Here is an 18,084-nt window from a genome sequence, read left to right on the forward strand (position 1 = left end):
TTTTACCTCGCGTCTCGGGTCAACAACACGGCCAGGCCGGCTGCCGTGGGGGTGCGGAAGAACTCGGCGATCGGGAGCTCGGTCCCGAGCCGCTCGGTGATCCGGTTGCGCAGGACCACGAGCAGCATCGAATGCCCGCCGAGGGCGAACAGGTCGTCGTCGGCCCCGACGGCGCCGACGTCCAGGACCTCCGCGAAGATCTCGCAGAGGGTCTTCTCCAGGGGTGTTTCCGGGGCCCGGCCCCGGGTTTCGAACTCCGGCACCGGCAGCGCGGCCTTGTCGAGCTTCCCGTTGGGGGTCACCGGGAACGCGTCGAGGGGGACGATCGCCGCCGGCACCATGTACTCGGGCAGCGAGCGGGCCACGAACTCCCGCAGCCGCGCCGGATCCGCCGTCGCCGGGGTCGTGTAGGCGACCAGGCGCCGGTCCCGGTCTTCCCGGACGACGACGAGTGCTTGCTCGACGTCGTCGTGCCGGGTCAGGGCCGTCTCGATCTCGCCGGGTTCGATGCGGAAGCCGCGGATCTTGACCTGGTCGTCGGTGCGGCCGAGGTACTCGAGCTGCCCGTCCGGCCGCCACCGCACCAGGTCGCCGGTGCGGTACATCCGCTCCCCCGGCGGCCCGAACGGGTCGGCCACGAACCGGTCGGCGGTCAGCGCGGGCCGGTCGTGGTAGCCGCGGGCCAGTCCGGCCCCCGCCAGGTACAGCTCGCCGGGCACGCCGGCCGGCACCGGGGTCAGACCGCCGTCGAGGACGTACGCGCGCGCGTTGTGCACCGGGCGCCCGACCACCGGGCAGTCGGCGTCCGCGAACCGCCCGACGAGCGCGTCCACAGTGGCCTCGGTCGGGCCGTAGAGGTTGTACGCCTCGGTGCCCGGCATCGACCGCAGCTGCTCCCACAGCGTCTGGGACACGGCCTCGCCGCCGACGCCGACGACCCCGAGGGCGCACGTCCCGTCTTCGACGACGCCGGCCGCGGCCAGCTGCGCGAAGTGCGACGGGGTCAGTTCGAGGAAGTCGAGGCCGCGCTCGCGCACCACCGCGGCGAGCCGGTCGGGGTCGCGGCGCGTGTCGTCGTCGATGACGTGCACCTCGTGCCCGTCGAGCAGCCACAGCTGCGGCTGCCAGGAGGCGTCGAAGAAGAACGCCCAGGCGTGCCCGACGCGCAGCCGTCGCCCGCCCGCCGCGGCGACGGCCGGGCGGTACAGCGTCTCGCGGTGGCTGTGGAACAGGTTCACCAGCCCGGAATGCGGAATCACCACACCCTTGGGCTTGCCCGTGGAACCGGATGTGTAGAGCACGTACGCCGGGTTCGCGGGCGCAGGCGGGGTCAGCGTCGCGTCACTGTCCACAATGTCCTCGACGAGCAACGCCCCCGGCACCCGCGAAGCAAGCGATCGGCTGGTGAGCACCAAAGCCGCCCCGGCGTCGGCGAGGATCGCCGAAATCCGTTCGACCGGTTGGTCCGGGTCCACCGGCAGGTAGGCCGCACCCGTCTTGAACACGCCGAAGATCGCCTCGACGACCGCCGCCGAGCGCGGCAGGACCAGCGCCACGACCTTCTCCGGACCGGCCCCCTGCGAAGCCAGCCACCGGGCCAGCCGGTCCGTGCGAGCTGCGAACTCCGCAAAGGTGACACTGCCGGCAGCGTCGCTCAGCGCGGTCGCGCCGGGGGTCGCGGCCACCTGGGCGGCCAGCCGGTCGACCACGGTGGGCGCCGACGTCGTCAGCGGCTCGCCGGCACCCCAGTCGCGCAGGATCCGGTGCCGCTCGGCCGGTTCGAGCACGTCGATCCGGCTCAGCGGCCGGTCCGGGTCCGCGACGACGGCCGTCATCAGCCGCACCAGGCGCTCGGTGAGCGTCCGGGCGGTCGGCTCGTCGAACAGGTCGAGGCTGAACTCGAGGTCACCCTCGATGCCGGCGGGCGTCTCGACGAGGTCGAACGACAGGTCGAACTTCGCCTGCCGCAGCCCGGTGTCGCGGTACTCGGCGTCGAGGCCGAGCAGCCGTTCCGGCTCCGAGCCCGAGTGGTAGACGGCGAGCATGACCTGGAACAGCGGGTGCCGCGCCAGGGACCGGGCCGGGTTGAGCAGCTCGACGAGGTGCTCGAACGGCAGGTCCTGGTGGGCATACGCGGCCAGGTCGGCCTCCCGGACGCGGCCGAGGAGCTCGCGGAACGTCGGGTCGCCGCCGGTGTCGGTGCGCAGGACCAGGGTGTTGACGAAGAACCCGGCGAGGTCTTCCAGCGCGTGGTCCGACCGACCGGCGACGGGTGTGCCGAGCGGGATGTCGGTGCCCGCGCCGAGCCGGGTGAGCAGGGCCGCGAGAGCGGCCTGCAGCACCATGAACGTGCTGGTGTCACTGCCGTGAGCCAGCTCGCGAAGTCCACTGTGGACCTCGGCGGGCACGGCGAACGGCACGGCGGCGCCGCGGTTCGTCGAGCGCGCGGGGCGGGGCCGGTCCGCGGGGAGCGCCAGCTCGTCCGGGAGCCCGGCGAGGGTGTCTCGCCAGAACGCGGCCTGTCGGCCGAGGATGCTGTCCGGGTCCCCGGCGCGGCCGAACATCTCCCGCTGCCAGAGCGTGTAGTCCGCATATTGCACCGGCAACGGCGTCCACTGTGGATCTTCACCGCGCAGCCGTGCGGCGTACGCGGTGTCGAGGTCCCGCTTGAGCGGCGGCAACGACCAGCCGTCGCCCGCGATGTGGTGCACCAGCAGGACGAACACGTGCCGCTCCGGCCCGGCCGACACGAGTGTCGCGCGGACCGGGATTTCGGCGTCCAGGGTGAAGCAGTAGGACGCCGCCGCGGTGACGCTCTCGTCGAGGTCGGCCGCCGTTTCGGTGACCAGCACCGGCCGCGCGCGGTCGTCGCCGGGAGCCAGCACGACCTGACGGGGCGTGCCGTGGTCCTCGACCAGGATCGTGCGCAGGACCTCGTGGCGCATTACGACGTCACCCAGCGCGGCCCGCAGCGCATCGGTGTCGACCGGTCCGGTCAGCTCCCACGCCCACGGGATGTTGTAGGTCGCGCTCAGTCCGTCGAGGCGGTCGAGGAACCACAGGCGTTGCTGGGCGAACGACAGCGGCAGCACCTCGGGCCGCTCGACCGGCACCAGCGCCGGCCGGTTCTCCCGGCCCGGGTCGAGGAGTTCCGCGAGCCGGGCCGGCGTCGGCGCGTCGAACACCGCCCGGATCGGGACCTCGACGCCGAGCAGCGCCCGGATTCGGCTGACCAGGCGGGTCGCCAGCAGCGAATGCCCGCCGAGGGTGAAGAACCCGTCGTCCGGGCCGACCTGCGCCACGCCGAGGACGTCGGCGAAGAGGTCGCACAGCGCCCGCTCGGCCGGTGTCCGCGCGACGCGGCCGGAGGTCCGGACCTCCGGGTCGGGCAGCGCGGCGCGGTCGAGCTTGCCGTTGGCGTTCACCGGCAGCTCCGGCAGCACGACGATCGCCGAGGGCACCAGGTACTCCGGCAGCCGCGCGGCGAGCGACGCCCGCAGTGCGGCCGGGTCCCCGGCCGGGGCGACGTAGGCGATCAGCCGGTTCTCCCGGGCGACCACGGCAGCCCGGGCGACCGAGGCGTCGGCCGTCAGCGCGGCTTCCACCTCACCGGGCTCGACGCGGAAGCCGCGGATCTTGATCTGCTGGTCGGCGCGGCCGAGGAACTCGAGGGCGCCGTCGGGCCGGCGGCGGACGAGGTCGCCGGTGCGGTACATCCGCTCCCCGGCTTCGAAGGGCGAAGCCACGAACCGTTCCGCGGTGAGGGCCGGGCAGCCGAGGTAGCCGCGGGCGAGTCCGGCGCCGGCCAGGTACAGCTCGCCGCGGACGCCCGGCGGCACCGGCCGCAACGCGGCGTCGAGGACGTACGCGCGGGTGTTCGCGACCGGCCGGCCGATCGCCGCCGGCCCGCACTCCTGCGCGAGGCTGTCGCCCGCGACCTCCGAGCAGCCGTACAGGTTGATCAGTTTCGCCGCCGGCCACCGCCGGGCCACCTTCTCGGCCAGCGCTGCGGAAAGCGGCTCACCACTGGTGATCCAGGTCGTCACCGAGGCGAACGCGTCCGCCGGCGTGTCCTCGGCGAAGCTGTCGAGCAGGCTCGGCACCACGGTCAGCACCTGCGCCCCGGACGCCCGCACCAACTCGACCAGGGCGTGCGGGTCGGTGGCCGTCGTGTCGTCGGCGAGGACCACCGGGTCGCCCGCGACGAGCCCGCCGAGCAGCTCGGTCGAGCCGTCGATGAAGGTCAGCGCGCTCTTCGCGACTCGGACGCCGTGCGCGATCTCGCGCCCCCAGTGCAGCCGGTTGGCCAGCGCCCGCTGGGTTCCGGCGACGGCCTTCGGGCGGCCGGTCGAGCCGGACGTGAAGATCACGTACGCCGGGTGGTCCGGGGTGATCGCCGGCCACGCCGGTTCGGGCCCGGTGTCGCCGGGTCGGACCAGCCGGTCCCCGAACCCGTCTTCGGCGATGACCAGGTGCGGAGAAGCGTCGGTGAGCATCAGCTCGACGCGTTCGGCCGGGTGGTTCAGGTCGAGGGGAAGGTAGGCGGCGCCGGTCTTGAGCACCGCCAGGAGCGCGATGACGAGGTCGGCCGAGCGCGGCAACGCGACCGCGACGACCCGTTCCGGCCCGGCTCCCCGGGCGAGCAGGGCGCGGGCGAGCGTCGTCGCCCGCGCGTCCAGCTCGGCGTAGGTGCGGGTTTCGCCGCCGAACACCAGTGCCGGGGCGTCCGGGGTCCGGGCGACCTGGGCGGCGAACAACCCGGCGGCCGTCTCCGCGGGCAGCGGGGTCACGGGGTCGGCCGCGAGCCGCTCGTGCTCGGCCGCGGTGAGCAGGTCGACCGCGCCGATCCGCGTGTCCGGGTCGGCCACGACGGCCTGCAGCAGCGTCCGCAGGCGGTCGATGACGGCTTCGACGCTCGCGCGGTCGAAGACGTCGCTGTTGTACTCGGCGGTGCCGCGGATGCCGGTCTGGTGACCGGGTCGTTCCCCGACGAAGAACGTCAGGTCGGCGCGGGCGGTGCCGGTGCGGACCGGTTCCTCCGCGACGGTCAGGCCGGGCAGCGCGAGGTCGGCGACGGCGTTGTTCTGCCAGGCCAGCATCGTCTGGAACAGCGGGTGGTAGGACAGCGACCGGACCGGGTTCAGCGCCTCGACCAAGCGCTCGAACGGGACGTCCTGGTGGGCGTAGGCGTCGAGGCTGCGGTCGCGGACCCGGGCGACGAGGTCGCGGAACGACGGGTCGCCGGCGGTGTCGACCCGCAGCACCAGGGTGTTGACGAAGAACCCGACGAGGTCGTCGAGCGCTTGGTCGGTGCGGCCGGCGATGGAGGTGCCGAGCGGGATGTCGGTGCCCGCGCCGAGCCGGGTGAGCACTGCGGTGAGCCCGGCGTGCACGACCATGAACACGCTGGCGCCGCACGTCCGGGCCAGCTCGACGAGTCCACTGTGGAGCTCGGCGTCCCAGCCGAACGCGAACTGTTCGCCCTGGTAGGAGGCTTCGGCCGGGTGCGGCCGGTCGGTCGGCAGCTCGATCCGTTCCGGCAGACCGGCGAGGGCTTCGCGCCAGTAGGCCAGCTGCGGCTCGATCACCGGCTCGCCGAGGACGTCCCGCTGCCACAGCGTGTAGTCCGCGTACTGCACCGGCAACGGCGTCCACTGAGGAGCGTCCCCGGCTTGCCGCGCAGTGTAGGCCGTCGCGAGGTCGCGCCACAGGGGCGCGGTCGACCAGCCGTCGGAGGCGATGTGGTGGAACACCAGCACCAGGACGTGCTCCCGGGCACCGAGCCGCAGCAGCTCGGCCCGCAGTGGAATCTCCGACTCCAGCTCGAACACCGTGTGAGCCACCTCGGACACGGCGTCGGCGAGGGTCGCGTCCGTGACCGTGCGGGTGGGCAACGGAATCGTGACATCGTCGAGGATCTGCTGCCTGGCTTCGCCCTCGACCTCCGGGAAGACCGTGCGCAGGGCCTCGTGGCGGCCGACCACATCGGACAGGGCGAGCGTCAACGCGGCGACGTCGAGGTCGCCGCTCAGCCGGACCGCGGCCGGCATGTTGTAGGTCGCCGACGGGCCTTCGAGGCGGTGCAGGAACCACAGCCGCTGCTGGGCGAACGACAGCGGGAGGACGTCCGGCCGCGGCTCGACGCGTTCCAGCGCGGGCCGGGCCGCGGCAGCGTCCGAAGTGGACAGCAGTGCGGCGAGGCCCGCGACCGTCGGTGTCTCGAACACCGACCGCACCTGCAGTTCGACGCCGAACACCGCGCGCAGCCGGGCGACCAGGCGCGTCGCCATGAGCGAATGCCCGCCCAGCGCGAAGAAGTCGTCGTCGACGCCGATCGATGCCGTGTCGAGAACTTCGGCGAACAGTCCGCAGAGGACTTCCTCGACAGGGGTCCGCGGTGCGCGGCCGGCGGTGCCGGCGTGGGTGTCCGGGCTCGGCAGGGCGCGGCGGTCGAGCTTGCCCGAGGCGAGCAGCGGCAGCCGGTCGAGGACGACGAACGCCGAGGGCACCATGTACTGCGGCAGCCGGTCGCGGACGTGGGCCCGCAGCGCCGAAACCAGCGCGCTCGTGTCCCGCCGGCCGGCCGGGTGGTTGCCCAGCGTGTCCAGGGCCGCCCGGACCGGCTTGCCGCGGTGGATCCGCGTCGGCTCGCCGGTGGTGAACACGACTTCGAGGAAGCCTTGCCGCGCCGGTGCCGCATAGCAGCCGTAGCCGAGGTCGTGCAGCTTCTCGATGTCCACTCCGGACGGATCAGCGTCCAAAGCGGACAGCGCGGCGTCGGCGTCGCCCTCGGTGAGCGCGGCGACAGCGGCCAGCTCACCGGACAGCCGCGCGTCCGGCACACCGGTGACCCGCAGCCGGGCCGGACGCTCGGCCAGCAGCCGCACCAGCTCGTCGAACGACGTGAACGGGACAACGGTCTCCTCGGCCGGCGCCGGTTTCGGCGCCTTCCGCAGGACGACGTCGTAGCGGTGCCGGGTCAGCTCGTTGTGCGCGTGACCGCGCTTCATCCGGAGGTCGACGTCGTCGAAGCCGTCCAGCTCACGGGCCAGCGTCGCGAAGAAGTCCGGATCGAGCACGAGTTCGCCCTCGCGCGCGATCGCCTGGTCGACCGCGGCCGCGGTCCGGCGACCGTGCCGCAGCTCGGTCGCCGTCCGGAACGCGCGCAGCGAACGCAGGTTCCGGATGTCCCCCAGGAAAATCACCCCGCCCGGGCGGACCCGCGCGGCGGCCGTGCGGATCACCTCGGCGAGGTAGCCGACACTCGGGAAGTACTGCGCGACCGAGTTGACGATCACCGTGTCGAACGGCTCGTCCGGCAGCTCGCCCAGGTCGTGCGCCGGCCGGGCCGCGAGGTGGACCTTGTCCGCGAACGGAGTCGCCGCGAGTTCGCGCCGGAGGTTGGCGATCGCCTTCTCCGACAGGTCGACACCCCAGTACTCCTCGGCGTCCGGCGCGATCCGGGTCAGGATGAGCCCCGACCCGACCCCGATCTCCAGCACCCGCCCGAGACCGTAGCTTTCACGTGAAAGCGACGGTTCCCTGAGGGAACGGATGCGGTCGATCGTCGCCGCGTGCCACTCGCGCATCTCGTCGAGGGGGATTTCGGAGCCGTCGTAGCTGGAGTTCCAGCCGGTGAAGTTCTCCTCCAGCCCACCGGACGCCGCTTCGGTGAACACGTTCTCGTGCAGCTCACGCCATTCGCCGACGTGGTCCAGCTCCGCCTCTTCGTCGCGGCCCGCGGCCGGGACGGCGTACGCGATCAGCCGCCCGTCCTGGGCGATCACGACGGACTGGCCGACGGCCGGGTGCTCGGCGATGACGGTCTCGATCTCGCCCGGCTCGATGCGGTAACCCCGGATCTTGACCTGGTCGTCGGCGCGGCCCAGGAACACCAGCCGCCCGTCCGGCAGCCACTTCACCAGGTCGCCGGTGCGGTAGAGCCGGCCACCGTCGCCGAAGGGGTCCGCGACGAACCGTTCCGACGTCAGCGCGGCGCGCCCGAGGTAGCCGCGCGCCAGGCCGGACCCGGCCAGGTACAGCTCCCCCACCACGCCGGGCGGGACCGGCCGCAGCCCGGCGTCGAGCACGTACGCCCGGGTGCCGGGGTCGGGGATGCCGATCGGGACGACGGTCGCGTCCGCCAGTTCGACTGGGTCGCTCTCGCCGAGCGTCGAGTTGGTGGTCGCCTCGGTCGGGCCGTAGGCGTTGAACATCCGCCGTCCGGGTGCCCACCGCTTGACGAGTTGCGGCGACACGCGTTCGGTCCCGGCCAGCAGCACGCTGTCACGTGGCAGGTCGCAGTCCGCGGGCATCGCGTCGAGCAGCGCGGGCGGCAGGATCATGAAGTCCACGGCGTGCTGGTGGGCGTACTCGGTCAGCGCGGGTCCGGCGACGCGCCGCTCGGCCGGGACGACGACCAGCCGGCCGCCGGAGAGCAGGCCGAGGCAGAGGTCCCAGAAGGCGACGTCGAAGCTCGGCGACGCGAACTGCAGCACCCGGCTGTGCGGGCCGATGCCGAACCGCTCGACCTGGGTGGCCACGAGCTTGGCGACGCCGGAGTGCTGGAGGACGACGCCCTTGGGCCGGCCGGACGAGCCGGACGTGTAGATCACGTAGGCCGCGTTCTCCGGCTCGACCACCACCGCCGGGTCCTCTGTGGACATTCCGTCGAGCGCCGGGTCGTCCAGGAGCACCCGTGGGACGTCCGCGGGCAGCTTGGCGTCGATCTCTCGCGTCGTCACGACGCAGACCGGGCGGGCGTCTTCCACCATGTAGACGATCCGGTCGCCGGGGTAGTCGACGTCGACCGGCAGGTAGGCGGCGCCGGCCTTCAGCACGGCCAGCTCGGCGATGATCATTTCGAGGGACCGCGGCACGGCCAGCGCGACCACGCTCTCCGGCCCGGCACCGCGGTCGAGGAGCAGGTGCGCCAGCCGGTTCGCGCGCGTGTTGACCTCGGCGTAGGTCAGCTCGACGTCCTCGAAGACGAGCGCGACGGCGTCCGGGGCTTCGGCCACGCGGCGGGCGAACATCCCGGGGAACGTCTCGGTGCCGGCGGGTTCGAGCGAGCCCGCCCACTCGGTGAGAACCCGGTCGCGCTCGTCTCCGTCGAGCAGGTCCAGGGCGCCGACCGGGCGGTCCGGCTCCGCCAGCGCCGCGCGCAGCAGGACTTCGAGGCGGCGCAGGATCGCGTGCGCGCTCGCATGGTCGAAGACGTCGGCGTCGAACTCCAGCACGCCGGCGATCCCGGCCTCGCGTTCGGTGAGCGAGATCGACAGGTCGAACTTGGACGTCCCGGTGGTCACCGGGATCTCGGTGACGGCCAAGCCGGGCAGCGTGACCTCGGCGCGGGCGTTGTTCTGGCCGGCGATCATGACCTGGAAAAGCGGGTGGTAGGACAGCGAACGCGTCGGGTTCAGCACCTCGACCAGGCGCTCGAACGGGACGTCCTGGTGGGCGTAGGCGTCGAGGTTGCGCTCGCGGACGCGGGCGACGAGGTCGCGGAAAGTGGGCTCGCCACCGGTGTCGACGCGCAACACCAGGGTGTTGACGAAGAACCCGACGAGGTCGTCGAGGGCGGAGTCGGTGCGCCCGGCGATGGGCGAGCCGATCGGGACGTCGGTGCCCGCGCCCAGCCGGGTGAGCAGGGCGGCGAGCGCCGCGTGCACGACCATGAACACGCTCGCGCCGGCCTCGCGGGCGAGCTCGGCCAGCCGCGCGTGCAGTTCGGCGTCCCAGCTGAAGGTGTGCAGCTCGCCCCGGAAGGTCGCGGTCGCCGGGTGCGGCCGGTCGAGCGGCAGCTCGATGCGGTCGGGCAGGCCGTCGAGGGTGTCGCGCCAGTAGTCCAGCTGCGTGCTGAGGACGCTGTCCGGGTCGTCCTCGGTGCCGAGCAGATCTTCCTGCCACAGCGTGTAGTCCGCGTACTGCACCGGCAACGGTGTCCACTGTGGAGTCTCACCGGCGCGGCGGGCGGCGTAGGCGGTGGCGACGTCCCGCCACAGCGGGGCCATCGACCAGCCGTCCGAGGCGATGTGGTGGAACACCAGCACCAAGACGTGCTCGCGCTCGCTCAGCCGCAGCAGCTCGACCCGCATCGGCGCCTCGCGCTCGAGGTCGAACGAACCACGGACGAGCCCGGTCAGCTCGGCGTCGAGGTCGGTGACCGGCCGCACGGGCAGGTCGACCTCGGCTGCCGGAAGGATGTCTTGATACGGCACGCCGTCGTGCTGTGGGAAGCGCGTCCGCAGGGCCTCGTGGCGGGCGACCACATCGGACAGTGCCGTGCGCAGCGCCTCGACGTCGACCGCGCCTTCCAGACGCATGATCAGCGGAACGTTGTAGGTGGCCGACGGTCCTTCGAGGTGGTGCAGGAACCACAGCCGCTGCTGCGCGCCGGAAAGCGGCACCGACGCCGGGCGGTCCACCGGGACGAGCGGCGGCCGCGCCGCGGCGGTCCCCGCGCCGACCAGCGCGGCCAGGCCGGCGGCGGTGGGCGTCTCGAAGACCGAACGGACTTCCAGCTCGGCGTGCAACGTTGTGCGGATGCGGGCGATCAGCCGGGTGGCGAGCAGCGAATGGCCGCCGAGGGCGAAGAAGCTGTCGTCCGGGCCGACCCGCGGCAGACCCAGGACGTCGGCGAACAGCTCGCACAGCTGCCGTTCGACCGGGGTGCGCGGCTCGCGGTCCGACGTCGGCGCGGCCGGGTCGGGCGAGGGCAGGGCGCGGCGGTCGAGCTTGCCGTTGGCGGTCACCGGGAGCGCGTCGAGGACGACGATCGCCGAGGGCACCATGTGCTCGGGCAGCCGGTCGGCCGCGAGGGTCCGCAGGTCCGCGGTGAGGGTGCTGATCCGGCGGAAGCGACCGGGGTTGCCGGTGTAGGACAGGAGCGGACCGGTGCCCGGCCGGAAGGCGCCGGCGGGGTCGCCGGTCGTGAACAGGACGTCGACCGAGCCGTCGCCCTCGGCGGACCAGGTGACCACCGTGCGGTAGCCGTGCGCGTCACCGAAGGCGTACCAGTCTTCCGGGTCCACCCCGCCCGGTGCGGTACGGCCGTTGGGAACGCGTTCGATCCGGCTCGGACCGGTGACGGCGTCCACTGTGGAGAGATCGGTGCCCCACACGAGCGTCGGGAGCTCGGGAGCGTCGGCCGAGCCGGGGCGCAGGACCACGTCGTAGCGGTACCGGGTCAGCTCGTTGACCGCCCGGCCGCGCTTGACCCGGATGTCCGCGGTGACCCCGTCGAGCCCGGCGAAGAACTCGGGCGCGACGAGGAGTTCCTTCTCGCGCAACAGCCGCTGCTCGACGTCGCCCCCGCGCGCTTCGGCCACCGTCGTGTGGAACGCCCGGACCTGACGCAGGTCGCGGACGTCGCCGACGAACAGCGACCCACCCGGTGCGAGCAGCTCGAGGGCCTTGCGCAGCACCTCCAGCAGGTACGTCCCGCTCGGGAAGTACTGGACGACGGAGTTGAGCACGATGGTGTCGAAGAACCCGGACGGCAGCCCGGTGAGGTCGGCGGCGTCGCCGGTGCGCAGCTCGACGCGTCCGGCGAGCCCCGGGTCGCCCGCGACCCGCTGCCCCAGGGAAGCGATGACCTCGGCGGAGAAGTCCGTGCCCCAGTAGGTTTCGCAGTGCGGGGCCAGCTCGGTCAGCAGCAGGCCGGTGCCGACGCCGATCTCCAGCACCCGCCGCGGATTCAGGTCGCGGATGCGCGTGACGATGGCGTCCCGCCACTCCCGCATCTCGGCCCGCGGGATCGGTTCGCCGGTGTAGCTGGAGTTCCAGCCTTCGAATTCGTCGGCGGCGCCCGCGTACATCGAGTCGTACAGTTCGCGCCACTCGCCGACCTGCTCGGTCTCGTCCCGGGGAGACGGTTCGGCGGGCACGACGTACCCGACCAGGCGGACGTCACCCGGCCGGTCCTCCCGGGCCACGACCACGGCGTGCGCGACGTCGTCGTGCGTGGCGAGCGTGGCCGCGATCTCCCCGGCCTCGACGCGGAAGCCGCGGATCTTGATCTGTTCGTCCCCACGGCCCAGGAATTCGAGCACGCCGTCGGGGCGGAAGCGGGCCAGGTCGCCGGTGCGGTACATCCGCCGCCCCGGATCGTACGGCGAAGCGACGAACCGCTCCGCGCTGAGCCCGGGCCGCCCGAGGTAACCGCGGGCCAGCTGGACGCCGGCGAGGTACAGCTCCCCGGCGGTGCCCGGCGGCACCGGCCGCAACGCCGCGTCGAGGACGTAGGTCCGGGTGTTCCACACCGGACGTCCGATCGGGACACTCGTGTCCGCGGCAGACGTCCGCCAGGACGTGACGTCGACCGACGCTTCGGTCGGGCCGTAGAGGTTGTGCAGCTCGGCGTCGAGGACCTGGCCGAACTGGGTGACGGCGTCGAGCGGCAGGGCTTCCCCGCTGCACAGGACGCGGCGGAGGCTCGTGCACTCCCCCGCGGCGGGCTCCTGCAGGAAAACCTGGAGCATCGACGGGACGAAGTGGACGGTCGTGACCCCGCGGTCGCGGATCAGCCGGGCCAGGTACGCCGGGTCCTTGTGCCCGTCCGGCCGGGCGACGACCTCGGTCGCGCCGGTGACGAGCGGCCAGAGGAACTCCCACACGGATACGTCGAAGCTCGACGGCGTCTTCTGCAGAACCCGGTCGTCGACGGTCAGGCCGTACTCGTCCTGCATCCACAACAGACGGTTGACGATGCCCTCGTGCGGCACGACGACACCCTTGGGCCGGCCCGTCGAGCCCGACGTGTAGATGACGTACGCCGGGTTCTCCGGCCGGAGCGGGACATCGAGTGGCGCGTCCGAAACCCCGTCGAGCGGCGGCAGGTCGTCGGCGGTGGCCAGGACCAGCGCCGGCGCAGAGTCTTCGAGCATGAACGCGATGCGGTCGGCCGGGTAACCCGGGTCGAGCGGCAGGTAGGCCGCGCCCGTCTTGAGCACCGCCAGGATGGCCGTGACCAGGTGCGTCGAGCGCGGCAGGGCCAACGCGACGACCCGCTCGGGCCCGGCACCCCGCTCGGCCAGCACGCGGGCCAGGCGGTTCGAGACGGCGTCCAGCTCCGCGTAGGTCAGCTCTTCGTCCTCGAAGACGAGCGCCGTCGCGTCCGGCGTCCTCGCCACCTGGGCGGCGAACAGCTCGGGCACGGTGACCGCGGGCACGTCTTCGACCGCGCCCGACCAGGTCTTTTCGAGCCCGTCGCGCTCGGCCGGGGTGAGCACGTCGAGCGCGCCCAGCCGGCGGTCCGGGGCCGCGACGACCTGGCGCAGCAGGACTTCGAGGCGGTCGAGCAGGCCGGTCACGGTGCGGTGGTCGAACACCTCGGCGTTGAACTCCGCCTGCCCGTGGATGCCGTCGGCGCGCTCGGTGAAGGAGAACCAGAGGTCGAACTTGGCGGTGCCGGTGCCGACCGGCCGCTCGGTGACGGTCAGCCCGGGCAGCTCGACGCCGGCGCCGGGGGTGTTCTGCCAAGCGAGCATTGTCTGGAACAGCGGGTGGTGCGCGAGCGAGCGCGCCGGGTTCAAGGCTTCGACCAGGCGCTCGAACGGCACGTCCTGGTGGGCGTAGGCGTCGAGGCTCCGGTCGCGGACGCGCGCCACGAGGTCGCGGAACGACGGGTCGCCGCCGGTGCCGACGCGCAGCACCAGGGTGTTGACGAAGAACCCGACGAGGTCGTCCAGCGCGGGGTCGGTCCGGCCGGCGATCGGGGTGCCGATCGGGATGTCCGTTCCGCCGCCCAGCCGGGACAGCAGCGCGGTCAGGCCGGCGTGCACGACCATGAACGGGCTCGCGCCGCACGCGCGGGCGAGCTCGGTCAGCCCGGCCTGCAGGCCGGCGTCCCAGGTGAAGGTGAAGAACCCGCCGCGGTAGGCGGACACCGCCGGGTGCGGCCGGTCGAGCGGGAGCGGGATGCGCTCGGGCAGCCCGTCGAGGGTCCGGCGCCAGTAGTCGAGCTGGGCGGTTTCCTCCGCTTCGAGGAGTTCTCGTTGCCAGAGCGTGTAGTCCGCGTACTGCACGGGCAACAGCGTCCACTGTGGACTTCCCTGGCCGAGCCGGGCGCGGTAGGCCGTGGCGATGTCCCGCCAGAGCGGCGTCAGCGACCAGCCGTCGGCGGCGATGTGGTGCACGACCAGGACGAGCACGTTCCGCCGCTCGTCGACGGTCAGCAGGGTGGCCCGCACCGGGACGCCGGCGCCGAGGTCGAACACGCCGCGGACGAGGTCGTCCACGACCGCGTCCACTTCGGACTCGGTCACCGCACGAACGTTCAGCTCGATCGACGCTTCGGCCAGGACTTCCTGGTACGGCACGCCGTCGGCGGTCGGGAAGACCGTCCGCAGGGCCTCGTGCCGGTCGAGGACGTCGTGCAGCGCCGCCCGCAGCGCGTCGACGTCCAGCTCGCCGGCCAGCCGCATGACGAGCGGGACGTTGTAGGTCGCCGAGCCGCCTTCCAGGCCGTGCAGGAACCAGAGGCGCTGCTGTGCGAACGACAGCGGCAGCCGCTCCGGCCGGTCGGCGACGCGGGTCAGCGGGCGCCGCTCGGTGCCGGCCACCGCCCCGGCGAGGAGGTCGGCGAGCGCGGCCGGGGTCGGCGCGTCGAACACCGCCCGCACCGGCACCTCGGCGCCGACGGCCGCGCGGATGCGCTGGATCAGTCGCGTGGCGAGCAGCGAGTGCCCGCCGAGGGCGAAGAAGTCGTCGTCCGGACTAGCCTGCGGCACCCCGAGGACGTCGGCGAACATCTCGCACAGCAACTGCTCGACGGGGTTGCGCGGCGCGCGGCCCGGCCCGGCGGCGAACCGCTCGGGGCTGGGCAGCGCCTTGCGGTCGAGCTTGCCCGAGGCCAGGACCGGCAGCTTGTCCAGCACGACGAACGCCGAGGGCACCATGTACAGCGGCAGCCGGTCCCGCACGTGCGCGCGCAGCGACGCGACCAGCGCGCCGGTGTCCCGCCGCGCGGCCGGGTTGTTCGCGTACGACGCCGGGGCGCCCGATTGCCGCCCGGGGCGGTAGGCCGGGCCGTCCTCCCCCCGCGAGAAGACGGCCTCCAGCTCACCGCTGCCGGCGGCCCAGGTCACCGCGACGCGGTACCCGGCGGTGTCGCCGAGCCGGTGCAGGTCCTCCGGGTCGACGCCCTCGCGCCGCTCGAGCGCGGCCTGTGCCGCCTCGGCGTCACCCTCGTCCAGCGCACGCGCCGCCGCCAGTTCGCCGGACAGCCGCGCGTCCGGGATGCCGGTGACCCGCAGCCGCTCCGGCGCCTCGACGGCCAGGAACCGTTCCACCGCACCGAGATCGCCGAACGCGACGACCTGCTCGCCGACCGGCGCCGGCTTCGGCGCCTTCCGCAGGACGACGTCGTAGCGGTGCCGGGTCAGCTCGTTGTGCGCCTCGCCGCGCTTCACCCAGAGGTCGACGTCACCGAAGCCGTCGAGACTGCGGGCCAGCGCCGGGAAGAAGGCCGGGTCGAGCACCAGCTCGCCCTCACGCGCGATCGCCTGGTCGACCGCCGCCACGTCGGCGCGGCCGTGGCGCAGCTCGACGGCGGTGCGGAACGCGCGCAGCGACCGGAGGTTGCGGATGTCGCCGAGGAAGATCGTGCCACCCGGCGCCAGCGACCCGGCCGCGGTCCGGACCACCTCGGTGAGGTAGTCGGCGCTCGGGAAGTACTGCGCGACGGAGTTGATGACGACGGTGTCGAACGGCTCGGCCGGCAGCTCGCCCAGGTCGTGCGCCGGCCGGGCCGCGAGGTGCACCCGCTCGGCGTAGGACGTCGCGGCAACCTCGCGCCGGACGTTCTCGATCGCGCTTTCGGAAAGGTCGACGCCCCAATACGTCTCGGCGTCCGGGGCGATCCGCGAGAGGATGAGCCCGCTGCCGACGCCGATCTCCAGGACCCGCTTCGGGTGCAGCTCGCGGATGCGCTCGATCGTCGCCGCGTGCCACTCCCGCATCTCTTCGAGAGGCAGGTCGGAGCCGTCGTAGCTGGAGTTCCAGCCCGCGAAGTTCTCCTCGATGCCGGTGGACCCGGCGAGCATTTCTTCGTGGACGGCGTGCCACTCCTCGACGTGGCCCCGCTCGGCCGCCTGGTCGCGGTCGGGCAGCGGCACGGCGTAGGCGACGAGCCGGCCGTCCTGCGCGACGACCACCGACTGGCCGACGCGCGGGTGCTCGGCGAGCACCGACTCGATCTCGCCGAGCTCGATGCGGTAGCCGCGGATCTTGACCTGGTCGTCGGCCCGGCCCAGGAACACCAGCCGGCCGTCCGGCAGCCACTTCACCAGGTCGCCCGTGCGGTAGAGCCGGCCGCCGCGGCCGAACGGGTCGGCGACGAACCGTTCCGACGTCAGGCCGGGCCGGCCGAGGTACCCGCGGGCCAGGCCGGATCCGGCGAGGTACAGCTCGCCGGCGACGCCGACCGGGACCGGCGCGAGCGACGCGTCGAGGACGTAGGCGCGGGTGCCCGGGTCCGGGACGCCGATCGGCACGGCCGAGCCCGGCGCGATCTCCGGGTCGCACAGCCCGAGCGTCGAGTTGGTCGTGGCTTCGGTCGGGCCGTACGCGTTGAACATCCGGCGGCCCGGCGCCCACCGGCGGACGAGCTCCGGCGACACGCGCTCGGTCCCGGCCAGCAGCACGCTGTCGCGCGGGAGGTCGCAGTCGTCGGGGAACTCGGCGAGCAGCGCGGGCGGCAGGATCATGAAGTCGACGCCGTGGGTGTGGGCGTAGTCGGCGAGCTCGGGGCCGGGCACGCGCCGCTCGGCGGGCACGACCACCAGGCGCCCACCGGAGAGCAGGCCGAGGCACAGGTCCCAGAAGGCGACGTCGAAGCTGGGTGACGCGAACTGCAGCACCCGGCTGTGCGGGCCGATGCCGAACCGCTGTGACTGCGTCGCGACGAGTTTCGCGACCCCGGCGTGGGACACCACGACGCCCTTGGGCCGCCCGGTGGAGCCGGAGGTGTAGATGACGTAGGCCGCGTTCGCCGGGACGATGTCGGCGGCCGGGTCCGTTTCGGGCGCCGCCGCGAGGTCCAGTTCTTCGAGGAGGACCGGGCGCTCGAAGTGGTCCGCCAGGTCCGCGGTGGTCAGCACGCACACCGGCCGGGCGTCGGCGATCATGAACGCGATGCGCTCGGCCGGGTAGTCGGGGTCCAGCGGGAGGTAGGCGGCGCCGGCCTTGAGCACAGCCAGCTCGGCCACGATCATTTCGACCGAGCGCGGCACGGCGAGCGCGACGACCCGCTCCGGACCGGCGCCGCGGCCGATGAGGACGTGGGCGAGCCGGTTCGCGCGCGCGTCCAGTTCGGCGTAGGTCAGTTCCTCGTCCTCGAAGACGAGCGCCACGGCGTCCGGTGTCTCGCGGACGCGGGCGGCGAACAGCTCCGGCAGGGTCGACAGCGGCGCCTCGAAGTCGGTGTCGTTCCACTCTTCGAGAATCCGGTGCAGTTCCGGCTCCGGCATCAGGTCCAAGCGCGCGACCGGACACTGTGGACGCTGCCGCGCGTCGGCCAGCAGGTGGCCGAGGTGCCCGAGCATCCGGTCCACAGTGGACTCGTCGAGGACGTCGGCACGGTACCGGACGCCGTCGGCGGTGAGGTTCAGGTCCAGCGGCAGATCCGCCTCGGCGTGGAAGCCGACGTTGACGAGCACCGATCCCCCGCGACCGGGCTCCGGCTCCAGCTCGGTGACCAGGTCGGCGAACGGGACCTCGTGCGCCAACGCCTCGTCGCGCGCCGCACGCACGCGCGCGACGACGTCGCCGAAGTTCGGCGCGCCACCGAGATCCACCCGCAGCGGCACGAGCGAGCCGATGCCGAGGACGACGTCGGCGGTTCCCGCATAACGGGACAGCAGCACGACGAACGCGGCCAAGAGGGTCGGCTCGTCGGCCGCGGGAAGCGGGCGGCCCAGCCGAGCCGAAACCGGCGAAGCGGCGTACGGCCGGTCGACCGGCAGCGCGAGCTCCTTCGGCGCCGAGGCGAGGCGGTCACGCCAGAATTCCAGCTCCGCCACCTGCTGCACAGCGTCACCGTTGCTCACCGGTAGACCAGCCTCCCGCTGCTCAAGACGCCCC

Annotated in this window: 1 protein-coding gene; it reads right to left on the reverse strand. The window is 73.1% G+C overall.

The genetic code is table 11. From position 1 onward, the window contains the following. Positions 1-2: 2 nt before the first annotated feature. Positions 3-18,050, reverse strand: a complete 18,048-nt coding sequence (locus tag BLV96_RS45500) for a non-ribosomal peptide synthetase (RefSeq protein ID WP_091390398.1) — start codon at positions 18,048-18,050, stop codon at positions 3-5. Positions 18,051-18,084: the final 34 nt, after the last annotated feature.

The organism is Amycolatopsis pretoriensis (assembly GCF_900107925.1).
GTDB classification, from domain to species: domain Bacteria; phylum Actinomycetota; class Actinomycetes; order Mycobacteriales; family Pseudonocardiaceae; genus Amycolatopsis; species Amycolatopsis pretoriensis.